The sequence below is a fragment of the Caldimonas tepidiphila genome (genome assembly GCF_003569765.1).
Classification (GTDB): domain Bacteria; phylum Pseudomonadota; class Gammaproteobacteria; order Burkholderiales; family Burkholderiaceae_C; genus Caldimonas; species Caldimonas tepidiphila.
Genome location: NZ_QXMG01000025.1, coordinates 22826 through 43698 on the forward strand (window position 1 = coordinate 22826; position 20873 = coordinate 43698).

At 69.3% G+C, this 20873-nt stretch carries 19 protein-coding genes; 2 read left to right on the forward strand and 17 right to left on the reverse strand.

The features are described 5' to 3' along the window. Nucleotides 1-5: 5 nt before the first annotated feature. Genes D3A59_RS15345 through D3A59_RS15385 form a run of 9 tightly spaced genes read right to left on the reverse strand, consistent with a single transcriptional unit; the run spans nt 6 to nt 8807 of the window. On the reverse strand, nt 6-1160 hold the full coding sequence (locus D3A59_RS15345) for an acetyl-CoA C-acetyltransferase (RefSeq protein WP_119155821.1): 1155 nt from the start codon (nt 1158-1160) through the stop codon (nt 6-8). A 14-nt stretch (nt 1161-1174) separates the two neighbouring features. After that, a complete protein-coding gene (locus D3A59_RS15350) occupies nt 1175-2248 on the reverse strand; it encodes an acyl-CoA dehydrogenase family protein (protein ID WP_119155822.1) in 1074 nt (357 codons plus the stop codon). Nucleotides 2249-2261: 13 nt separating this feature from the next. After that, nucleotides 2262-3428, reverse strand: coding sequence for an acyl-CoA dehydrogenase family protein (locus D3A59_RS15355; protein ID WP_119155823.1), 1167 nt, complete (start codon nt 3426-3428; stop codon nt 2262-2264). Nucleotides 3429-3441: 13 nt separating this feature from the next. Then, the gene (locus D3A59_RS15360) at nt 3442-4197 is read right to left on the reverse strand and encodes an enoyl-CoA hydratase family protein (protein WP_119155824.1); all 756 of its coding nucleotides are present in this window, start codon (nt 4195-4197) and stop codon (nt 3442-3444) included. Between the two features lie 37 nt (nt 4198-4234). Continuing rightward, nucleotides 4235-5332, reverse strand: coding sequence for an NAD(P)H-dependent flavin oxidoreductase (locus D3A59_RS15365; RefSeq protein ID WP_119155825.1), 1098 nt, complete (start codon nt 5330-5332; stop codon nt 4235-4237). Continuing rightward, entirely contained in the window at nt 5329-6237 is a 909-nt protein-coding gene (locus D3A59_RS15370; RefSeq protein WP_119155826.1) for an enoyl-CoA hydratase, read from the reverse strand. The genes D3A59_RS15365 and D3A59_RS15370 overlap by 4 nt, the downstream gene beginning before the upstream one ends. 10 nt (nt 6238-6247) lie before the next feature. Continuing rightward, nucleotides 6248-7015: a CoA-transferase subunit beta gene (locus tag D3A59_RS15375; RefSeq protein WP_119155827.1), complete on the reverse strand. Its 768-nt coding sequence runs from the start codon at nt 7013-7015 to the stop codon at nt 6248-6250. Nucleotides 7016-7029: 14 nt separating this feature from the next. Further along, a complete protein-coding gene (locus tag D3A59_RS15380; RefSeq protein ID WP_119155828.1) occupies nt 7030-7905 on the reverse strand; it encodes a CoA transferase subunit A in 876 nt (291 codons plus the stop codon). After that, on the reverse strand, nt 7902-8807 hold the full coding sequence (locus tag D3A59_RS15385; protein ID WP_119155829.1) for a VOC family protein: 906 nt from the start codon (nt 8805-8807) through the stop codon (nt 7902-7904). Before D3A59_RS15385 ends, D3A59_RS15380 begins: the two co-directional genes overlap by 4 nt. A 471-nt stretch (nt 8808-9278) precedes the next feature. On the opposite strand from D3A59_RS15385, the gene D3A59_RS15390 reads away from it, so the two are divergent. Next, nucleotides 9279-10730 carry an amidase family protein gene (locus D3A59_RS15390; RefSeq protein ID WP_119155830.1) on the forward strand — a complete coding sequence of 484 codons (1452 nt, stop codon included), beginning with the start codon at nt 9279-9281 and terminating at the stop codon, nt 10728-10730. A gap of 12 nt (nt 10731-10742) precedes the next feature. Here the strand turns inward: D3A59_RS15390 and D3A59_RS15395 are convergent, their stop codons facing one another. The 5 genes from D3A59_RS15395 to D3A59_RS15415 all read right to left on the reverse strand — a co-directional run bounded on the left by D3A59_RS15395 (nt 10743) and on the right by D3A59_RS15415 (nt 15347). Beyond that, nucleotides 10743-11639: a helix-turn-helix domain-containing protein gene (locus D3A59_RS15395; RefSeq protein ID WP_119155831.1), complete on the reverse strand. Its 897-nt coding sequence runs from the start codon at nt 11637-11639 to the stop codon at nt 10743-10745. Nucleotides 11640-12151: 512 nt separating this feature from the next. Beyond that, nucleotides 12152-13207 carry an alkene reductase gene (locus D3A59_RS15400; RefSeq protein WP_119155832.1) on the reverse strand — a complete coding sequence of 352 codons (1056 nt, stop codon included), beginning with the start codon at nt 13205-13207 and terminating at the stop codon, nt 12152-12154. Nucleotides 13208-13223: 16 nt separating this feature from the next. Further along, nucleotides 13224-13847: a nuclear transport factor 2 family protein gene (locus tag D3A59_RS15405; protein ID WP_119155833.1), complete on the reverse strand. Its 624-nt coding sequence runs from the start codon at nt 13845-13847 to the stop codon at nt 13224-13226. After that, complete coding sequence (locus tag D3A59_RS15410) at nt 13844-14605, reverse strand: SDR family NAD(P)-dependent oxidoreductase (protein ID WP_119155834.1); 762 nt, start codon at nt 14603-14605, stop codon at nt 13844-13846. The genes D3A59_RS15405 and D3A59_RS15410 overlap by 4 nt, the downstream gene beginning before the upstream one ends. A gap of 10 nt (nt 14606-14615) precedes the next feature. Continuing rightward, nucleotides 14616-15347 (reverse strand): SDR family NAD(P)-dependent oxidoreductase, encoded by a 732-nt coding sequence (locus D3A59_RS15415; RefSeq protein ID WP_119155835.1) that lies wholly within the window; start codon nt 15345-15347, stop codon nt 14616-14618. A gap of 793 nt (nt 15348-16140) precedes the next feature. Here D3A59_RS15415 and D3A59_RS15420 point away from each other — a divergent pair. Continuing rightward, nucleotides 16141-16821, forward strand: coding sequence for a hypothetical protein (locus D3A59_RS15420; protein ID WP_205665207.1), 681 nt, complete (start codon nt 16141-16143; stop codon nt 16819-16821). A gap of 337 nt (nt 16822-17158) precedes the next feature. Here the strand turns inward: D3A59_RS15420 and D3A59_RS15425 are convergent, their stop codons facing one another. From D3A59_RS15425 to D3A59_RS15435, 3 genes are all read right to left on the reverse strand, one after another. Further along, nucleotides 17159-18220, reverse strand: coding sequence for an IS5 family transposase (locus D3A59_RS15425; protein WP_119155836.1), 1062 nt, complete (start codon nt 18218-18220; stop codon nt 17159-17161). Nucleotides 18221-18442: 222 nt separating this feature from the next. Further along, nucleotides 18443-19252 carry an SDR family NAD(P)-dependent oxidoreductase gene (locus D3A59_RS15430; RefSeq protein ID WP_240636074.1) on the reverse strand — a complete coding sequence of 270 codons (810 nt, stop codon included), beginning with the start codon at nt 19250-19252 and terminating at the stop codon, nt 18443-18445. A gap of 14 nt (nt 19253-19266) precedes the next feature. Further along, entirely contained in the window at nt 19267-20865 is a 1599-nt protein-coding gene (locus tag D3A59_RS15435) for a FadD3 family acyl-CoA ligase (RefSeq protein ID WP_119155885.1), read from the reverse strand. Nucleotides 20866-20873: the final 8 nt, after the last annotated feature.

Here is a 20873-nt window from a genome sequence, read left to right on the forward strand (position 1 = left end):
GGCTTTCAGAGCCGCTCGATGATGGTGACGTTGGCCTGCCCGCCGCCCTCGCACATGGTCTGCAGGCCGTATCGACCGCCGCTGCGCTCGAGCTCGTGCAGCAGGGTCGTCATCAGCTTCGCACCCGAGGCGCCGAGCGGGTGGCCCAGCGCGATGGCGCCGCCGTTGACGTTAGTGCGGGCTACCGGGTAACCGGTCTCCTTGAGCCAAGCCATCACTACCGACGCGAAGGCCTCGTTGATCTCGACGAGGTCGATGTCCTCCAGTTTCATGCCGGCCTTGCGCAGCGCATGCGCGGTGGCCGGGATCGGCGCCGTGAGGTGCCAGATCGGGTCGTCAGCCCGCACGCTCAGGTGATGGATGCGCGCGCGCGGCTTGAGGCCGTAGCGCTTGAGCGCGGTCTCCGACACCACCAGCACCGCGGCCGCGGCATCGCACGTGGAGCTCGACACCGCCGCCGTGATCTTCGGGTAGTCGGGGTCCACGGGGGCGAGCGTGGCCATCTTCTGCAGCGAGGTCTCGCGGGCCGTCTCGTCCATCGCCAGCAGCCCGGGCAGCGGCACCACCTCGCGGTCGAAGCGGCCCTCGTGAATGGCCTGCAGCGCGCGGTCGTGGCTCCGCTTGGCGTACGCCTCCATCGCCTCGCGCGACAGCTCCCAGTGGTCCGCGATGCGCTGCGCGGCGTAGAACTGGTTGACCGGGGCGTCGCCGAAGCGCGCGCGCCAGCCCCGGCTCTCGGCGAAGGGGGTGGTGAAGCCCAGCGGCCGGCCGGCGAGCATGGCCGAGGAGATCGGGATGCTGCTCATGGTCTGCACCCCGCCGGCGAGCACCACGTCCTGCGTGCCGCTCATCACCGCCTGTGCCGCGAAGTGCACCGCCTGCTGCGAGCTGCCGCACTGCCGGTCCACCGTGGTGCCGGGCACGTTCAGCGGCAGGCCGGCGGCCAGCCAGGCGGTGCGCGCGATGTCGCCGGCGAGCGCGCCGATGGTGTCGACGCAGCCGAACACCACGTCGTCGTACTCGGCGGAGGGAATGTCGTTGCGCTCGACGATCGCGCGGATCACGTGGGCGCCCAGGTCCGCGCCGTGCACGCCGGCGAGCGATCCGCCGCGCTTGCCGGTGGGCGAGCGCAGCGCGTCGACGATATAGGCTTCAGCCATGCAGGTTCTCCCGTTCACTCGAATCTGAAGGTGGCGGCCGGGCCCAGGGGGGCGTCCTCGGCCAGCAGCCGCTCGCTCAGGCGCGCGCGGTGGAAGCTGCGGTCGCCCCAGGCCGCGTCGAGCACCCAGGCGCGCTTCATGAACATCTGCAGGTCCACCTCCCAGGTGTAGCCCATTGCGCCATGCACCTGGATGCTCTTGCGCGCCGCGGTCCAGGCGGCGTCCGCGCAGGCGAGCTTCGCGTGCGACACGCGCAGCGCCGTCTGCGGCTCGCCGCGCTCTAGCGCGCACACCGCGCGGTAGAGCACCGGCTTGGCGAACTCGATCTTGGTCACGACGTCGGCCAGGTGGTGCTTGACGGCCTGGAAGCTGCCGATGGGCCGGCCGAACTGCTTGCGCTGCGCGGCGTAGTCCACGCCCAGGTCCAGCATGCGCTGCGCCAAGCCGATCAGCTGCCCGCTCACGTTCAGCGCGCCGCGCTCCAGCGCCTCGTCCCACAGCCGCTGGCCCTGGCAGCCGTCGAGCACGCGCGTGCCCGCCCCGGGCTCCCAGCGCACCTGCGCCAGGCGCCGCGAGGCGTCGACGCTGGCCAGCGGCTCGACCTGCACCTGCTCGGGCGCGAGCGCGTGCAGTTCCAGCCCCTGCGGCGTGGCATGGGGCAGCAGCAGCAGGTCGGCCCTGCGGGCATCCGCCACCCAGGGGTTGACCGGATGGCCGACCGCGATGCGGCAGCTGCCGTCGGCGATGCAGGGCAGCCAGCGGCCGCGCAGCGGGTGATCCTCCGGCAGCCCGGCCAGCAGGCCCGCGGCGACGTAGGCCGTGTCGGCCAGCGAGTCAGCGATCGCGTAGTAGCCCAGCTCCTGCGTCAGCAGGGCCCAATCGATGTCGCCCAGCCCCAGGCCGCCCTCGTCCTCCGGGACGGACAGGGCGGTCAGGCCCTGCGCCGCGATCTTGGCGCGCAGCTCGGGCGAGCGGCCGGCGTCGGTCTCCCAGATCTCGCGCAGGACCTCGGGGGCCGCCTCCGTCATCAGCAGCCGGCTGACCGAGTCCCGGAAGGCCAGCTGGTCTTCGGTGAAGCAGAAGTTCATGTCCGTTCCCTCGTCAAGCCTTGGGCAGGCCAAGCACCCGCTCGGCGATGATGTTGCGCTGGATCTCGTTGCTGCCGGCGTAGATCGGCCCGGCCTGCGCGAACAGGAAGCCGTCGAGCCAGTCGGCGGCCTCCGCCGACTCCGTCAGCTCAGCGCGCGCGCCCAGGATGCGCAGCGCCGTCTCGTGCAGCTCCAGGTCCAACTCCGACCAGAAGATCTTGTTGGTGCTGGCCTCGGCGCCGATGCGGGCGCCGCGCTGCAGCCGCCCCACCGTGTGGTAGGAGGCCAGCGTGTAGGCCTCGGCCCCCATCCAGGCACGCAGCACCGCCTCGCGGATCGAGGGGTCGCGGTCCGCCGTCTCGCGGTGGCGCTGGTAGAGCTGCACCAGGCGCTGGGCATTGCGCTGGTAGCGTGCCGGCGAGCGCAGCAGCAGCCCGCGCTCGAAGCCCGCGGTGGCCATCGCCACGTGCCAGCCCTGCCCCTCCTCGCCCACCCGGTTCTCCAGGGGCACGCGCACATTATCGAAGAAGACCTCGGCGAAGGCCGGCAGGCCGTTGAGCGCCTTGATGGGCCGGATCGTTATGCCGGGCGCGTCCAGCGGCACGAGCAGGTAGCTCAGGCCGTGGTGGCGCTGCGATCCGGGCTCGCTGCGGAACAGGCCGAACATCCAGTTGGCGAAGATCGCCCGCGTGGACCAGATCTTCTGGCCGTTGAGCACGTAGTGCTCGCCGTCGCCGTCCTGCGTGCGCACCGCCCGGCTGCTGATTGCGGCCATGTCGGAGCCGGCGCCCGGCTCGCTCCAGCCCTGCGCCCACATGTCGTCGCAGCGCGCCATGCGCGGCAGGAAGCGGGCCTTCTGCTCGTCCGTGCCGAACTCCATCAGCGTGGGCCCGAGCAGCAGGATGCCGTTCTGGTTGACGCGCAGCGGCGCGTCGGCGGCCCAGTACTCCTCCTCGAAGATCAGCCACTCGATCAGGTCGCAGCCGCGCCCGCCGAGCTCCTTGGGCCAGCTCACGCTGCTGTAGCCGGCGGAGGCGAGCACCGCCTCCCACTGCCGGTGCTGCTCGAAGCCCTCGCGCGTGTCGTAGCTGGCGAACCTCTCGCGCGGCGCATGAGTGAACAGCCAGTCGCGCACCTCGGCGCGGAATGCCTTCTGGGCTGGGGTGTAGCTCAGGTCCATGGGGTTCTCGCTTTCAGAAGCGCGCATCGCGCTTTTGCACGAAGGCGCGGCGCGTCTCGGCCGAATCCGGGCTCATGTAGGCCTGCAGCGTGAAGCCCTGCTCCCAGCGGTACTTGTCCTCCAGGCAGCCGTCCTCGATGCCGGTGAGGGCCTCCTTGGCGATGCGGATCATCGCGGGGCTCTTGGCGGCGATCTTCGCGGCGACGGCCATCGCCTCGTCGCGCAGCTGCTCGCGCGGCACCACGCGCTCGATGGCACCGAGCCGCAGCGCCTCGGGGGCACCGATCATCTCGCCGGTGAAGAACAGGTAGCGGGTCTTCTGCACGCCGAACATGCGCTGCAGGTGGGCCGCGCCGCCCATTGCGCCGCGGTCGACCTCCGGCAGCCCGAAGCGCGCATCCTCCGCCGCGATCACGATGTCGGCCGCGCCGCAGATGCCGATGCCGCCGCCCAGCACGAAGCCGTGCACCGCGGAGATCACCGGCACCGGGTTGAGGTGCACCGCCCTGAAGGTGGCGTAGTTGCCGGCGTTGACCTCGACGATCAGGCCGGGGTCTGCCTCGAGCTCCTTGATGTCCACCCCGGCGCAGAAGCCTCGTCCCTCGGCGCGGATCACGATCACGCGCACCTCGGGCCGCCGGCCCAGCGCCTCGAGGGCGGCGGCCAGCGCGTTCCAGCCTCGGGCGTCGAGCGCGTTGACCGGCGGCCGGTCGATCACCACCTCGGCCACGCCGTCGTCGTGGACCCGAGTCGAAAACTGTTCCTGCATTGTTCTTCCTTCCATGTGCGCTTCTAGCCCAGGCCGCTCAGGCCATCGTCGCCTGCAGCAGCGCGGCGCGTCGCTCGACGGCCTGCGCCACGATCCCCTCGATCACCGCCTGGCAGGAGTCGAGGCGCCCGATCAGCGCCGCCACCTGCCCGGCCGACATCACCCCCTGCTCGGGGCGGCCCTCGACCATTGCGCGCTGCAGCAGCAGCGGCGCATTGCCTGCCATCACCGTCTGCGCGACGCTCCCGGGGTCCTCCCGCAGGGCCCGCCACAGCACGCCGGCGGCGTGGCGAGAGCTCATGCCGGTCTGCGCCTTCCACTGCAGCGCGGTCCCGAGCGCGATCAGCACGCGGCGCAGCGGCGAGGCCTGCTCCAGCCTCGCGAGCACCTCGTTGGGGATCATCCGTTGCGGCATGCCGTCCACCAGCGTCGAGACCTGGATGCGCTCGGCGTCGCGGGCCTCGAGGTAGCGCTGCAGCGTCGCGGCGGGCACCCCGCTGTCGCGCGTCATCAGGAAGCGCGTGCCCATCGCGATGCCCTGGGCACCGAAGGCCAGGGCCGCGAGCAGCCCGCGCCCGTCGTAGAAGCCGCCCGCGGCGACCACCGGCACCTGCACCGCGTCGAGCACCTGCGGCAGCAGCACGGTGGTCGGCACCGAGCCGGTGTGCCCGCCCCCTTCGCCGCCCTGGACCGTGACGGCGTTGGCGCCCATCTCGATCGCCTTGAGCGCGTGCTTGACCGCGCCCACCGTCGGCATGCAGACGATGCCGCCGTTGCGCAGCCGGGCGATGGTCTTGCGGTCCGGCCCGCGGCCGTAGCTCACGGCGCGCACCCGGTGCCTGACCGCCAGGTCCAGCAGCTGCTGCGCGTTGGGCTGGAACATGTGGAAGTTCAGGCCGAAGGGCTTGTCGCCCGTGAGCTCCTTGACCCGCAGGATCTCCGCCTCGATGCGCTCGGGCGCGATCGTCGCGCCGGCGAGGAAGCCGAAGCCGCCCGCGTTGCAGGTGGCGGCCACCAGCCCGGAGCCCGCCACCCAGCCCATTGCGGTCTGCACGATGGGGTAGCGGCAGCCGAGCAGCTCGCACAGCGGCGTGTGCAGCTCCAGGGGATCGTTGGCTCGGTAGCGGTCGTTCATGAAGCAACGCCCTTGTTGGCCGCGGCCATCGAGCGTGCGTCGTGCCCGCCCAGGTGCCCCTCCCCCACCAGCTGCCCGTGGGCATGGGCCAGGTGATGGTAGCCGTAGGCCAGGTCCATCGTGGTGCGCAGGCCCTGGAGATCCAGCACGCGGTTGATCACCTGCTTGGTCAGCGCAAGCCCCAGCCGGGGCTGCCGCGCGATCCGATCGGCGATCGCATAGGTCTCCTCCTCCAGCCGATCGCGCGCCACCACCCGGTTGACCATGCCCATCTGATGGGCGCGCGCCGCGTCCATGCGCTCGCCCAGGAACAGGAATTCCTTGGCCACGCGCGGGTTGAGCTCATGCGCATGGGCGAAGTACTCGACGCCGGGGATGCCCATGCGCAGCACCGGATCCTGGAAGAAGGCATCGTCGCTGGCGATGATGAGGTCGCAGACCCAGGCCAGCATCAGCCCGCCCGCGACGCAGGCGCCCTGCACCATCGCGATGGTGGGCTTGGGCGCGTCGTGCCAGCGCCGGCACATGCCGAGGTAGACCTCCTGCTCGCGCGCATAGTGGAACTCGGCGCCGGGCTTGTCGCTATGGTCCCACCACAGCTGGGTGCGCTCGAAGCTCTTGTTCACGTCGCGCCCGGGCGTGCCGATGTCATGGCCGGCGCTGAAGTGCCGGCCGGCGCCGCGCAGCACGATGACGCGCACGGCGTCGTCGTCCACTGCGCGCCGGAAGCCGGCATCGAGCGCATAGGTCATCTGCGAGTTCTGCGCGTTGTTGAAGGCCGGGCGGTTCATCGTCAGCGTGGCGATGCCGGCGCGCACCTCGTAGAGCACGGGCTCGTCGGTCTCGTAGACAGCGCTGTCCTCGCGCCGCACCGGGCGGTCGGCCGGATGGGGATCGTGGTTCATTTCGGCCCCTTCATCCCAGTGCGCCGGCGCGCAGGCCGTGCGGGTCCAGCCGCGCCAACAGGTCGAGCTGGGCCGGCGTGGGGTCGGGCGTGACGGGCACGTGCTCCGGCACGTGCAGCGGGAAGCCGGTTGCCTCCTGCACCTGCTGCACGCTCACGCCCGGGTGCAGGCTGCGCAGCCGCATTCGGTGCTGCGGGCCGTCGAAGTCCATCACACAGAGATTGGTGACAACCAGCCGCAGGTCCACCAGCTCCTCCATGCGCCAGCCGCGAGGCAGCCGCTCGGGCTTGAAGCCCGTCGAGGCCACCATATCCACCTCGCCCTCCACGAAGACCTTGGGGCTGTGGTTGGGCACGAAGAAGGAGTTGGCGTGATTCGCCGAGTTGCCGGGAAAGCCGCGCACGCCCAGCATCTGCGACTTCGGCCGCCGGTAGTCGGCGCCGATCATCGAGATGTTGGCCTGGCCCCAGCGGTCGATCTGGGTCGGCCCCACCATCGCGTGGCGCCTGCCGCCCCACACGTTGTCGAAGATGCGCGAGAAGCCCATCCAGGTCTCGCGCCGCGGCAGGTAGTCGCCGCGCGGGCCGACGGGCACCGGCTCGCTCACAAGCCAAGCCTCGGAGTCGGTCATCATCAGGTCGAGATTGATGGAGGCCATGCACATCGAGGCAGCCAGCCGGGGCACGATGCCGATGCCGGTGGCCAGCACCTCGCCGTCGTCCTTCCAGGCCTGCGCCGCGGCACAGATCATGCGGTCCACCAGGTTCGTGTCGTTCATGTCCGCGCTCCTTTTCAGAACACCGGCAGCGGCAGCCTGCGGATCGCGCCCACGCCGCCGACGCGCCGGAGGTATTCCTGCTCGCCGCAATTCACGTACTGCTCGACGTACTGCTGCCATCCCCCCGGCTCACGGGCGCTCGCGGCATAGGCCTTGAAGTGAGCCACGTCGAAGCCGTAGAGCGGTGCGCAGCTGCTCGGATGCGCGCCGCCCGGCAGGTGCACCACGCCCGTGGTCTGCGAGCGCTCCCAGAACACGTAGCGGGCCTCGGCGCCCTGCTCGAACACGTGGCTGTCCACGAGCTCGTCGCAGCTGACGTAGGTGCGCGCCGCCGCGCGGGCGAACAGGTCGTCCATGTACAGGTCGGGTCCCTTGACCTGGCACACGCCGCGCGCGTCGGCCCGGTCCACGTGCAGCAGCGCGGCGTCCAGCTGCAGGGCCGGCATCGCGACCCATTCGCGCTCGTCGTAGGGCGAGGCGACCGTCCTGATCTGCGGGTTGTGGCGCAGCACGTCAGTGCCCAGGCCGACGCGGGTCGGGATGTAGGGCACGCGCATGGCCGCCGCCTTCAGGCCGAGCATGAACATGCCCTCGTCGATCTCCATCACCTCGAGTTCGCCACGCTGGCGCGCGAGGCGGAAGTAGGGCTCCAGCGGAATGAAGTCCAGCGACACGAAGGCGAACACGAGCTTCCTCACCTTGCCGGCGGCGCACAGCATGCCGACGTCCGCCCCGCCGTAGGACACCACCGTCAGGTCCCTGAGGGGCGAGCGCAGGATCTCGCGCACCAGCGCCATCGGCTTGCGCCGCGGGCCCCAGCCGCCGATGCCCAGGGTCATGCCGTCGCGCAGCTGCGCGACCACGTCGGCCGAGTTCATCAGCTTGTTCATTGCGCGTCTCCCGCGTTGGCAATGGAGAAGTCGTGCCCCCACAGGCTCACGCGGGTGAACTCGTGGACGATGTGCTCGCGCCAGTCGACCACCGCACCGCCGAAGCCGAACTCGATGTCGAAGCCCGAGGGCGAGCGCATGTAGAAGGAGATCATGCGGTCGTTGGTGTGCTGGCCAAGCGTGGCGGTCTGCGTAATGCCCTGCGAGTGCATGCGGTCCATCGCGCGCCCCACCTCCGGCATCGACTCGACCTCGACCATCACGTGCACGCAGCCGCTCGGCACCGGGAAACCGGCCAGCGCCAGACTGTGGTGGCGGGCGTTGCCGCAGTGCAGGAAATGGATCGGCAGCGTCGGCCCAGCCTCGCCCTGCGGCTGGAAGTTGTAGATGTCCGACAGGCCGAAGCCCAGCACGTCGCGGAAGAAGCGCTGCGTGGCGTCGAGCTCGGGGGCCGGCAGCACCACGTGGCCCATGCCCATGGAGCCGGTCACGAAGCGCGACACGCCCACCGGGGAGGCGAAGTGCCGGAAATCGGACTTGAAACCCCACACCAGCTCATGTCGGTTGCCGGAGGGGTCCGAGAAGGCGGCGAGCTGCTGCACGCAGCGCAGGCGGCACAATGCGGCGTCGCCCGGCGTGACCTCCACGCCGGCCGCGCGCAGCGCCTGCAGCGCCGCCTCGTAGGCCGCCCGGTCCGCCACCTCCCAGCCGGTGGCCAGATAGGCGTTGCGCGGCCCCTCCTGCACCGCGAAGCGGAACTGGCGCTCGTCCATGCGCACGTACAGCCCGCCGTCGGGTGCCGGGGCGGTCATCATGCCCAGCACCTCCTCGGCGTAGCGCTTCCACTGCTGCAGGCTCGTGGTCTGTGCCACCACGTAGGCCAGCGCTCGAATGTCGATCATGGCTTGCTTCCCCGGCCCGCCGGAATGGGGCCCATGAACTTCATTCTGTGGAGCCGGGGCCGGCGCCTCATCGTCCGTTGAGACTAACGGGGCGGGGCATTTGCGGGGCAGGAAGGAGAAGGTCGAGCTCGCGGCGGAGATGGCCGCATCCCCGAGGGCCGCAGACGGGGACGGAGCGCGCTCCCCGCATGGCGGGTGGTTCTCCCGGATCCGGTCAAGCGCATCGCTCGGCTGGAAATCGTTGTGTGGATCGCGTATCGCTTGGGACGCGTCGAAGCGCTGCGAGCTCACGACAATCCCCATAACGCTACGCTGGCAGGGTAAACGCGCTCTGCAAACCTTGCTGCCGCCGTCCCTATCTTGCGGCGCCGGCGACATACCAAGGTGTCACGAACAGCCTTCGCTTCCTAGCATGTCCGGCAGCGACCGTGCACATCGCGCGGCGCCACACAGGAACGAAGGAGACACACCATGAACCGCAGATCAGCCACTCCGCTTCACGCACAGCCCGCCGAGCTCTGGCGCTGGAGTGCCTCGGCACTGGCCGATGGCATTCGAACCCGCGCCATCTCTTCGCGTGACGCAACGCTCGCCTGCCTGCAACGCATCGATCAGGTCAACCCGGCCATCAACGCGCTGGTGGAAGTGTCGCCTGAAGAGGCCCTGGCGGCTGCGGATGCGGCCGACCGCGCCGTGAAGCAGGGGGCCGAACTGGGGCCGCTGCATGGCGTGCCGGTGTCGATCAAGGTCAACAGCGACCAGAAGGGACACGCCACGACCAACGGTGTCGCCGCATTCAAGGATGCCATCGCATCGGAAGACAGCCCGCATGTTCACAACCTGCGTGCTGCAGGGGCAGTGTTCGTGGGGCGCAGCAACACGCCCGCCTTCTCGTACCGCTGGTTCACGACGAATGACTTGCACGGCAGAACCTTGAATCCCTGGGACCCGACGCGCACGCCGGGCGGCTCCAGCGGCGGCGCAGCTGCTGCTGCCGCCACCGGCATGGTGCCGATCGCGCACGGCAACGACATCGGCGGCTCGATCCGGCAGCCGGCCTACTGCTGCGGCGTCACGGGGCTACGGCCGACCGTCGGCCGCATCCCCACCTGGTACGGCCCTGCCAACGCGGATCAGGCGCTGTCCGTACAGACCATGCTGACGCAGGGTCCGCTGGCGAGGTGCGTCGCGGATCTTCGTCTCGCCCTCGCTGCAATGAGCCCGTTCGATCCGCGCGACGCGCTGCACGCGCCGGCCCCGCTCACTGGCGCTCCCGTGGCCCGTTCGATCCGGGTGGGCCTCCTGCGCGAGGCGGGCGCCGCCCGACCGAGCCCTGCGGTTGATGCCGCGCTCGACCAAGCCGCTGCCTGGTTGACGGACGCGGGCTACCGGGTCGAAGAGATTGCCGATCCCGCCTTCGGGGAGGCCTATCGGTTGTGGTACTTGCTGGCGATGGAGGAGTTCCGCCAGATCATGCCGCTGGTCGAACAAATCGGCGACGACGGCATGAAGAAGGCCGCCGAGCATTACTACGCCGTCGCTCGGGACTGGTGGGGCGATCGGCCGGGCCTGACGGACTACATGAACGGCTACGCACGGCGCGGCACCCTGATCGCGCGGCTCCAGCGCCTCCTGCAGGATTGCCCGCTGATCCTGATGCCGGTCTCGGCAGAGCAGGCGTTCGAGCAGGACGCCGACATCCACAGCGTTGAAAGCATGCGCCGTGTCATGGCGGCCAATTGGTCGATGATGGCCGTTCCCCTGCTCGGATTCCCGGCCATGTCCGTTCCGACGGGGATCGCCAACGGGCTGCCGGTGGGCGTTCAACTGCTCGGCCCTCGCTTCCGCGAGGACATGGTTCTCGATGCCGGCGAAGTCATCGAGGCCAGGGCCGGCCTGCTGACGCCGATCGATCCGCGCTGATGTGGCTCGGGCCTACTGGCTGACCTGGGTCCGGTAGGCCCCTGGCGCGCATCCCGCGTGACGGCGAAAGGCACGGGCGAACTGGCTCGCATCGGCAAACCCGAGCTGTCGGGCGATTCTCTCGACCGGCATGTCCGTTGAAGCCAGCAACTCACGCGCGCGCTCGTGACGCAGCTTGTCGTAGTAACGGTAGGGCGAACAGCCCACACTGTTGCGGAACAGCCTGCTGAAGTGGAAAGGACTTAGTCCCGCCAGCGATGCCAGCCTTTCAATCGACAGTCCGTCCGCGGGCATGTCGTGAATTGCAGCCAACACACGCTGCAGCGTGCCTCGCTGAAGCTTGGGCGCGGTGCGAGCCTCGGCCGACTGACGCCCGTTGGAGCGCCGGGCCAACGCGTGCAGGATGGCGACGCGGCAACTGCTGCCCAGCAAAGGGCTCAGACCGACAGAGATCGCCTCCTGCCACAGCCGCACCAGCAGCTCGTGCACCACCGGCTCCTCGAACCCGCGACTCGCAAGCTCCCACAGCCGCTCAGCGGGTCTCGCGAAGTGAAGATCGTCGAGCAGCGCATGGGCTTCCACCTGTGGAATAGCGAGGTAGACGCACTGGGATTCCCCATCGAGCCGCCACCGCGCATCCGCTTCTGCGGGAATCACATAGATAGCCGCCGGAGCCGGACAGAAGTGTTCGCGCCAGCCATAACCCAGATCGAACTCGACCGAGGTGGAGGCGATGTTCTGCTGCGCCACGATCACCAGGTCGGATGTCCGGCCACGCTCGAAGACGTGTGCAGGCGCACGTTGGCGCGCCAACGCCACGCCACCCATCGCTGAGGGACCCGGGGTTACCTCTCCAGGGATGCGTTCAGGCTGAACCAGGACATCTCGAAAACTGGGGCACTCAGTCATGCAGGTCTCGATGCGCAGCGATGAGTTGGCACTATACGGCGCCGTGACGCCTCGCTGGGCAAGGACCGAAACGTCACTCACCGCCCCGATCCGGGATCTCGTTCGTGGCCAAATCGCACGCTCCGATCGACGAGAGACCGGCGGGAGCAAGGCTCGGCGGCGCGTCGAGAGATCCGGGCTACTGGCAAGTGCGATCCAGAGCCCGCTTCCGCCGGGTCTTGCGCGACCGATTGGCGAGGCAAAGGTTTGCTTTCGGCCTGATAGTTCGATGTCCGCATCTGGCCGCTCGCCGACCTCCGTCCCGCGATGCTTGCCAGCAGGTGTTGCCCGGGCTGGTCGAGTTCGTCGCGGGCCGATTTCAAGGCGGTCATCGCCGGCTTACGGGCAACTATCTTGAATTATCTGGCGTCCGATAATTTATCGGGCCCAGGATAAAACTCGATAGTGCCGAACTTCCGAGGCCCACGCATTTCATTGCGAGCCCGCACTCCTGACTCGGCCGCAGCCGCCGCTCAGGCCGGCGCGTGGTCGGTGTAGCCGGCCGGCCCGGGCGTGTAGAGCGTCTTGCGGTCGAAGCGCTGCAGCGGCAGCCCTTCGCGCAGGCGCCGCACCAGGTCGGGGTTGGCGATGTAGTGGCGGGCAAAGGACACCGCTGCGCCCGCCTGCAGGGCCTGCTCCGCGTTCTCGGGGCCGAAGCCGTCGTTGACGATCAGCGGGCCGCCGAAGTGCTCGCGCGCCAGTGCGAAGGCGTCCAGCCCCGGCAGGGGCGAGCGCATCACGTGCAGGTAGGCGAGTCCGAGGGGCCGGACCTGCCGCATCAGCTCGGCATGCGTGGCAGCCGATTCCTCGTCGCTGGTGTCGTTGTAGGTGTTGCCGGGATTGAGCCGCAGCCCCACCCTGCCCGGCCCGATCGCATTGGCCATCGCTTGCAGGCATTCGAGCGCGAAGCGCGCGCGCACCGCGGCGTCCCCCCCGTACTCGTCGCTGCGCCGGTTGGTGCCGGAGCAGAGGAACTGCATCGGCAGGTAGCCGCTGGTGCCGTGCAGCTCGACGCCGTCGAAGCCGGCCGCGCGCGCATTGAGCGCGGCCTGCGCATGCTCGCGCACCACCGCCCGGACCTCGTCAGTGGACAGGGCCCTCGGCACGTCGAAGGGCTGCATGCCGGCGCTGTCGGTGTGCACTTGCCCTGCGGCCTGCAGCGCCGAGGGCGCCACGGTCTCGACGCCGGGCGGCTTGACATGGCGGCTGCCGATGCGCCCGGCATGCATGATCTGCAGCACGATCAGCCCGCCGGCCTCGTGCACCGCGTCGGTGACGCGGCGCCAGCCCGCGACATGTGCCGCGGTCTGGATGCCGGGCTGGCGGCAGTAGGCTTGGCCCGTCGCGCTCGGCCAGGTGCCTTCGGCCACGATCAGCCCGGCGTCGGCGCGCTGGGCGTAGTGCTCGCGCATCAGGGCGCTCGGCGTGCCGTCGGGCTCGGCGCGGTTGCGCGTCATCGGCGCCATCACGATGCGGTTGGCCAGCTCCAGCTCGCCGAGCCGCACCGGCTCGAACAGGGTTCGGGTCATCGGCAGGCTCCTTTCTTCAGCGCACGCGCATCTTCGGCGCGGGCGTGCCGCGCCGCATGCCGCGCAGGAACTGCTCCAGCGGCGCCGGCGGCGCCACCTCGGGCAGTTCGTCCTTGTCGGGGCGGCGGGCCCAGAACTCGGCCCAGCTCGGGAACAGCTCGTGGAAGCTGCCCCGGTAGGGCTCGCGGCCGGGCCAGCGCATCTTCAGGTCGCCGATTGGCGGCTTGTTGAGGTCGCTCGCGTACCAGTAGCAGGGCAGCCGGCGCCGGAAGTACCAGCGCCCCTCGATGCGCTCGTAGTCGTCCCAGTACAGCATCTGCATGACCACCCACTCGGGCCCGCACTCGTGCTCGTTCTTCGAGTACACGACGCCGCAGGCGTGGTCGCGGTCGATGAGCTCGATCAGGTGCTGGCCCAGGTGGTGCGAGGTGCCGGTGAACTGCTCGCGCAGCGTCTGGTCCTGCCAGGCCTTGAAGTGCGCGCGCCCCACCTTGTCGCGCCCGACGCGGATGTCCGGGGCGAAGAGGTTGACGTGCGCATCCATGTCGCGCATGTCCAGCGACAGCGCGTAGCGGGCCGCGAGCTGGCGGATCTCCTCGATCGACTCCAGGCGGTCGATCCGGTCCTCGAGGCTGCTCATACCGCCGTCACCAGCACCGCCGAGCGGCCGCCGTCCACCGGCAGCACCGCGCCGGTGACGTAGGAGGCGTCGTCGCCCGCGAGGAAGGCGATGGCCGCCGCCAACTCCTGCGGCTGGCCGACGCGCCCCATCGGGATCAGCTTCTCGGTGTTCCTGCGGCTCGCCTCGTCAGCCAGCATGCCGGCCGTGGCGGGCGTCTCGACGACGGCCGGCACCACCACGTTGACGCGGATGCCCGCCGCCGCCCCCTCGGCCGCCGCGGCGCGCGAGAAGTTAATGATCGCCGCCTTGGCCGCCGAGTAGCCGGCCATCCAGGGCATGCCCAGCGTGCCGCAGATCGACGAGACGTTGACGATCGCGCCGCCGCGGCCCTGCATCAGCCGCATCGCCGTGCGCGTGCCCCAGAAGCTGCCGTCCACCGAGGTGCCGAAGTTGGCCTGCCAGTCGGCGGTGCTGGATTCGGCGATCGAGCCCCAGGTGTAGGCCATCGCGTTGTTCACGAGGATGTCGAGCCGCCCGTGGCGCGCTGCCGTGTCCTCGATGGCGCCGACGATCTGCGCCTCGACGCTCACGTCGGCCTGCACCGCCTCGGCCCGCCCGCCGGCGGCGCGGATCTCCGCGGCCACCTGCTCCAGCGGCTCCAGGCGCCGGCCGCAGATCACGACGATCGCGCCCTCGGCCGCCAGGCGCTGCGCCGTGGCCGCGCCGATGCCGCTGCTGCCTCCGGTGACGAAGGCCACCTTGCCTTGCAACTTCATGTCCGGCTCCTCAGAGGAAGGCGCTGCCGCCGTTGACCGCCAGGTTCTGGCCGGTGACGAAACCACTGTCCTCGCTGGCGAGGAACAGCGCCGCATTCGCGATGTCCTCGGGCTCGGCCATGCGGCCCATCGGCACGCCCTTGACGATGGCGTCCGCCCACTCCTTGGGGATGCCCTGCATCATCGGCGTGTTGGTCGGCCCAGGCACCAGCGTGTTGACGCGGATGCCCTGCGGCGCGAGCTCGCGCGCCATGCTGCGCGTCAGGCCCATCAACGCGGCCTTGGAGGCGCAGTAGTGCGCCGGCCCCTCGCCGCTGACGGCCGCCGTGCTCGCGACGTTGATGATCGCGCCGGCGTTGCCGACGCCGCGCATCGCCCGCACCGCCTCGCGCGCGCAGTGGAAGGCGCCCGTGAGGTTGACGCCGATGACGCGCGCCCAGGTCTCGTCGGGAATGTCCGCGAAGGCATCCACCGAGCCGACGCCGGCGTTGTTGACGAGGACGTCGATGCGGCCCCAGCGCGCCAGCACCTCCTTGAAGCCGTCCCGGACCGCTGCGCTGTCGGCCACGTTGAAGGCCAGCGCCATGCCGTCGGCACAACCTTCGAGCGTCTGCCGGGCCGCGTCGAGCCCGAGGTCGACCGCGACGACCGAGGCCCCTTCCTGCGCGAAGCGGCGCGCGATGGCCCGCCCCATGCCCTGCCCTGCGCCGGTCACCAGCGCTACCTTGCCCTTCAGTCTCATCCTTTGCTCCTCTTGCCTCGTGATGGGTATGGATTCGAGACCCAGCTTAGGCAGGGCGGGACGGCGGGCCATCGTCCGAGGGGACTAGGGTGTTCCGGGAAGGTTCATGCGAGACGGAGGGAGGACTTTCGGGACTGCAACCAAGGACGAGTCAGGACGCGACGGGTCTGGCACCTCCGGCGCCGGCCTCGTGTACGGCATCGCTCAAGCAGCCGCGGGCATACTGAGCCGTATCTCTGAAGGTACATACAGCCAGGAGCGGGCGCTCAGAACGCCAAGTCGTATGGCCGCTCAAGACTGATGGTGGCCGTTCAACTTGTCGAACTGGTCACTCCCAAGTCGCCTTTTTTGTCAGACAATGACGGCCAGTAATGTGCACGGCAATTTCGTGTAAGGAAAAACCGGCTTTCGGTCAAATGAGTCCCAGATGAGATGCATGCTGCAATAGCCTAGTTCAACAAGAGTCTACTTTTCATGAACATTACCGCAACCGTGCTCCGGCTTTTTGCTTCTATTGCGGGGGCCTTGGTACCCAAGGGCAAACAACTCTATTCGGAACGTTCTGCCGGAAAAGCCCCGGACGCCACCCCAGTCGATTACGCTGAGGAAATACTCGACGAGGCCCTGAGCAGATTGGGCGCCGTCGATCTAGATCACCCATGGTGGAAGCGCGCGCTGGTGGAGTTGGGCGCAGCCGCAGTTCGACCAGACTGGTTCAAGAAGCCGCACGTTCAGGAATGGCTTTCGCAAACAGATACCCAGCGTCTTCTCAAGGTGGTTGCTAAGGGCTCTGTTGCAACAGAGCCCCCGCTTCCTCGACCCGATTTTGGGGATCGAGGGCGAAAATTGCTGGGCTCTCTTATCTCCATTTGCGAGCACCTACGTTTGCGCCTACGTGTACGATGCGGCGATCGTTCCAGCCGACGCAGTCACGACGCTTGACCTCTGTCTTGGGCGCCTTCTCCAAGACTCCGCCTTCAAGCGTAACGCCTACCGCAGCGGAAAGTTCTCTGGCTTCGATCAGCCCCAGCTTGTTCGCACGTTGATGTTTGTCTCAGTCGAACGCGCTAACTTAGCCGCTCGCTATGTCAATGGCGATTGGTCCGAAATCGGCCGCATACTTCCCCTGGTCGATCGTTTTGTTCGCGCCGGCGGATGGGCTTCTTCCGTAATGGACCCGTTCTTGACGCTCTGTGAACGAGCTAGGGCCAGCTACCCGGCCGAAGCCTTCGCGGACCAGGTGCTCGCGATTATCGGCAACGGATCCGACAGCTTGAAGGGTTGGCATGGAACGTTCATTCCGGCGCGTATCGCGGAACTCGTGCAGCACTTCACACATCGTGATGCGCCGATGAAGTTGGCTTTGGCCCAGAAATTCCTGCGGATCCTTGACATGCTGGTCGACATGGGCGACCGGCGAAGTGCGGCACTTCAGCTTGGTGAGACGTTCCGGGAGATTCGCTTGCCTTCCTAGCCAGAGATACCTGTCCCAAATGACTTCACCTGATTGATTCGTGGTCATGGCGATCCAGAATGCAGCCGTTGGCCAGTACCCGCTTTCGCTATAGAACGGGCATTGGTAGGTTCAAGCTGATGGACTGCATTGGGTCGTGACCAAACCGCGAAGGACAGGGTCCATGCTGAGGAGAACTTCGATAAACCGGTTTTCGAGCGAGACGGGACTCAGCAGCGCGCTGGCAGACGCAGCAGCGAGGCGCGCAGGGGCAAGCGAGGCGGCAGCGGCCGGACGGACATGAGCAAGAGGCGGGTGACGCGAGCGCCGTACCGGCTGCTGCAGGCCGAGCGGCGACTCAGAAGGCCACTACGTTGTCCTTCAACCACGCCAGACGCTTGAGGTTGTAGACGGCGCACTTGACCGCAATGGCGAGTTCGTTGCGAGCCAGGCCGATGGCGCGCACCGTCTTGCCTCCCAGCTGCTGCAGCCCGGCGAAGACGTGCTCGACGCGTGAGCGGCGCCGGTTGATGGCCTTGTTTCTCGCCTCGGCGCGCTGGTCGAGCTTCTCGCCCGCTGGTGCTCGTCGTGCGATGCCGTCCTTGCAGCCGTGCTCGGCCAGCAACTCCCTGCTGGCTCGGCGGTCGTAGCCACGGTCGGCGTACAGTCGCGCGGCGGTGTTGCAGGCATCGATGACCTCCGGGAGGGTATTGCCGTCGCCCAAGTTGGCCGGCGTGACCTTGTAGCGCCGGATGAGCTTGTAACGCGCGTCGACGTGGGCATGCAGCTTGTAGCCGTAAAAGCTCTTGCCGTGCTTCTTCGTCCAGCGCGCCTCGCAGTCCTTGTGGCTCGACTTCTTCGCGCCCCACTCCCGCGGCACCGCGCCCTGCTGGACGAGTGTTCTCTCTTCCTTGTCCAGGTGCTGGATGGGCGCACGCACGATGGTGGCGTCCACGATCTGCCCGCCCCGCGGGATGTAGCCCTGCGCCTGCAACTGCTGCTGCACCGCGTCGAAGATTGCCCGCGCGCCGAGCCCGCCCTGCACGAGCCGCTGCTTGAACAGCCAGACAGTGCGCGCGTCCGGGATGCGCAGCTCGTCGGCCAGGCCGCAGAAGCGCTGGAAGCTGCGCCGGTCCAGCAACTGGTGCTCGGCCTGCTCGTCCGACAGGTTGTAGAGCGCCTGCAGAAACAGCACCTTGACCATCACGACCGTCGGATACGGAGGCCGCCCGCCCTTGCTGCGATAGGGCCTGGGGCAGGCCGCATCCACCGCAGCCGCCACCTGCTCGAAATCCACCAGCTCGCCCATGCGCTCCAGGCTATCGGTGTACTGCCGCAGCTTCACGTCCCTGTGGTGCTGCACGAACATGTCGCCCTGCGGCGCCGACGCCTGCTCGGTCTTGGTCTTCTTGCTGCTCATCCCCGCATCATGCCGCAGGGGGCGGTTTCTAGAAGCTCCCTGAGGGGTATGACCAGATTAAGCATTACGACGCGGCGAAGCGGCCCACTGGAGCGAGGCGGCGCGCAGCCGCGGCACCGAGCCGGACTGGAAGCCGTCGAGCCGCGTTTCCGTCATCACCGGCGTGCGGCATCCTGAAGGCGTGCCGCGCGCCGCGCTCCTCGCACAGTGCGGGGAGCCCTCCTAGGAAGCCCGCAGCTCCGGCACCCAGGGCACTCCGTTGATGTGGCTGCCGCCGTCGACGAACAGCGTGTTGCCCGTGAGGTAGCGGGACTCCTCGCTCGCGAGGAACAGCACCACGGCGCCGATGTCCTCCTCGGGATCGCCCATGCGGCCCATCGGGTTGAGCTTGAGCATCGCGGCGGCGCTTTCCGGCCGGGCCGCCGCGAAGCTGCGGTAGGCCTCGGTGGCGGCGCCGGGGCAGACGGCGTTGCAGCAGATGCCCCAGGGCGCCCATTCCCGGGCGGCGGTGCGCGTGAGGGTGCGCAGCGCCTCCTTGGCCATGTTGTATTCCAGCGTCCAGGGATGGGCGTTGACGCCGTTGAGCGAGCACATGTTCACCACCCGGCCCCAGCGCTGCGCGCGCATGGCCGGGAACGCCGCCTGCATCGCCCACAGCGCCGCCTGCGCGCCGATGCGGAAGGCATGCTCGACGTCGGCGTCGCCGCGCTCCTCCACCGGCCCGAGGCCGCCGGCGCCCGGGCGCCGGCCCCAGGCGTTGTTGACCAGCACGTGCACCGTGCCCCAGCGCGCCAGCGCCGCCTGCACCATCGCCTCCACCTCGGCGCGAAGCGTCACGTCGGCGTGCACGAACTCGACCTCGGTGCCGAAGTCACGCCGGATCTGCCCGGCGCAGTCCTGCCCGGCCCCGGCATCGCGGTCGGCGAGCAGCAGCCTCATGCCCTCGCGGGCCAGGCGCCGCGCCACGCCGCGGCCGATGCCCATGCCGGCCCCCGTCACGAGGGCGACCTTCCCGCCCGTCCCTGCCGCCACGGCCCGCTCCGTCCTCAGACCCCGGCCAGCCGCTCGGCGGCCAACCGCGCCAGATCCCGCTTGAGCACCTTGTTGGCAGCGTTGAGCGGGAAGCTGTCGAACAGCAGCACGTGGCGCGGCACCTTGTAGTTCGCCATGCGCTGCCGGGCCCAGCCGATGAGCTCCTCGCCCAAGAGGCTGTCGCCCGGGCGCAGCTGCACGCAGGCGCAGCCCACCTCGCCCATGCGCTCGTCGGCCACGCCGACCACCGCCACCTGCGCGATGGCCGGGTGCTCGGCCAGCATGCGCTCGATCTCGGCCGGGTAGCAGTTGAAGCCGCCGACGATGAACATGTCCTTGAGCCGGTCGGTGATGCGCAGGTAGCCGCGCTCGTCGAGCACGCCCACGTCGCCGGTGTGCAGCCAGCCCTCGGCGTCGATCGCCTCACGCGTCGCCTGCTCGTCCCCGAAGTAGCCCTGCATCAGGTGATAGCCGCGCAGCAGCACCTCGCCCGGCTGCCCGGCAGGCACGCTGCGTCCCTGCTCGTCGACGCAGCGCACCTCGGTGCCCGGCAGCGCCCGGCCGCAGGTGAGCGCCACCGTCTCGGCGCTGTCCGACGGGTCGCACAGCGTGGCGCAGCCGCCGCACTCGGTCAGGCCGTAGGCGGTGGTGACCTGGGCGATGCCGAGCTCCTCGCGCATGCGCGTGATCAGCACCGGCGGCACGCTGGCCGCGCCGGTGACGGCCGCGCGCAGCGAGGAGATGTCGAAGTCCCGCAGCCGCGGGTGCGCCAGCATGCTCAGGAACAGCGTCGGCGGCCCGGGCAGGAAGGTGATGCGCTCGCGCTCGATGCAGGCCAGCACCGCGTCGGCGTCGAAGACCTGCTGCGGGTAGACAGTCGCGCCGCGCAGGATGGCCGCCACCCAGCCGGCCTTGTAGCCGAAGGTGTGGAAGAAGGGGTTGACCACGAGATAGCGGTCCCCCTCGCCCAGGCCCACCACCTGCGACCACTCGCTGAAGGCGCGCAGCGTGGGCGCGTGCGCCGACATCACGCCCTTCGGGCGGCCGGTGGTGCCCGAGGTGAACATCAGGTCGGCCGTGCTGTTGCCGTCAATGGCCTGCTCGCGCTCGAGCACGCGCTGCGGGTCGACGTCAGTGCCCCGCGCCAGAAAGTCCTTCCAGTCCATGCAGCCGGGCGCCGGTTGAGAACCCTCGCGCAGCACCACGAGGTGCTGCAGCGCCGCCGGCCTCAGGCCTTCCAGCAGGTCCGGGTAGTACTGGCCGAGGAAGTTCCCAATCGTGAACAGCAGCCGCGTACCGCTGCGCTCCAGGATGTCGGCCGCCTCGGCGCCCTTCATGCGGGTGTTGAGCGGCACCAGCACCGCGCCCGCGGCATGGATGCCGCAGGCCGCGACGATCCATTCGTGCAGGTTGGGCGCCCACAGCGCCACGCGGTCGCCCGCCTCGATGCCGAGCGCGAGCAGCGAGCGCGCGACCTGGCGGCTGCGCGCCCCCAGCTGTTCGTAGCTGATGCGCTCGTCGCCGTCGACGATCGCGTCGCGCCCGGGCCAGCGCGCGGCGGCGCGGCTCAGCGCGGCCGGCAGCGTGGCCGGCAGTTCTTGGGGAGAGGTCATGGAGCTCA

What these genes read in the sequence shown, in the direction of transcription:
- D3A59_RS15380 (WP_119155828.1), bottom strand. Translation starts at nt 7,905, where the DNA reads ATGAACAAGCTGATGAACTCGGCCGACGTGGTCGCGCAGCTGCGCGAC.
- D3A59_RS15345 (WP_119155821.1), bottom strand. Translation starts at nt 1,160, where the DNA reads ATGGCTGAAGCCTATATCGTCGACGCGCTGCGCTCGCCCACCGGCAAG.
- D3A59_RS15350 (WP_119155822.1), bottom strand. Translation starts at nt 2,248, where the DNA reads ATGAACTTCTGCTTCACCGAAGACCAGCTGGCCTTCCGGGACTCGGTC.
- D3A59_RS15375 (WP_119155827.1), bottom strand. Translation starts at nt 7,015, where the DNA reads ATGAACGACACGAACCTGGTGGACCGCATGATCTGTGCCGCGGCGCAG.
- D3A59_RS15385 (WP_119155829.1), bottom strand. Translation starts at nt 8,807, where the DNA reads ATGATCGACATTCGAGCGCTGGCCTACGTGGTGGCACAGACCACGAGC.
- D3A59_RS15405 (WP_119155833.1), bottom strand. Translation starts at nt 13,847, where the DNA reads ATGAGCAGCCTCGAGGACCGGATCGACCGCCTGGAGTCGATCGAGGAG.
- D3A59_RS15370 (WP_119155826.1), bottom strand. Translation starts at nt 6,237, where the DNA reads ATGAACCACGATCCCCATCCGGCCGACCGCCCGGTGCGGCGCGAGGAC.
- D3A59_RS15410 (WP_119155834.1), bottom strand. Translation starts at nt 14,605, where the DNA reads ATGAAGTTGCAAGGCAAGGTGGCCTTCGTCACCGGAGGCAGCAGCGGC.
- D3A59_RS15425 (WP_119155836.1), bottom strand. Translation starts at nt 18,220, where the DNA reads ATGAGCAGCAAGAAGACCAAGACCGAGCAGGCGTCGGCGCCGCAGGGC.
- D3A59_RS15435 (WP_119155885.1), bottom strand. Translation starts at nt 20,865, where the DNA reads ATGACCTCTCCCCAAGAACTGCCGGCCACGCTGCCGGCCGCGCTGAGC.
- D3A59_RS15355 (WP_119155823.1), bottom strand. Translation starts at nt 3,428, where the DNA reads ATGGACCTGAGCTACACCCCAGCCCAGAAGGCATTCCGCGCCGAGGTG.
- D3A59_RS15360 (WP_119155824.1), bottom strand. Translation starts at nt 4,197, where the DNA reads ATGCAGGAACAGTTTTCGACTCGGGTCCACGACGACGGCGTGGCCGAG.
- D3A59_RS15415 (WP_119155835.1), bottom strand. Translation starts at nt 15,347, where the DNA reads ATGAGACTGAAGGGCAAGGTAGCGCTGGTGACCGGCGCAGGGCAGGGC.
- D3A59_RS15365 (WP_119155825.1), bottom strand. Translation starts at nt 5,332, where the DNA reads ATGAACGACCGCTACCGAGCCAACGATCCCCTGGAGCTGCACACGCCG.
- D3A59_RS15390 (WP_119155830.1), top strand. Translation starts at nt 9,279, where the DNA reads ATGAACCGCAGATCAGCCACTCCGCTTCACGCACAGCCCGCCGAGCTC.
- D3A59_RS15395 (WP_119155831.1), bottom strand. Translation starts at nt 11,639, where the DNA reads ATGACTGAGTGCCCCAGTTTTCGAGATGTCCTGGTTCAGCCTGAACGC.
- D3A59_RS15400 (WP_119155832.1), bottom strand. Translation starts at nt 13,207, where the DNA reads ATGACCCGAACCCTGTTCGAGCCGGTGCGGCTCGGCGAGCTGGAGCTG.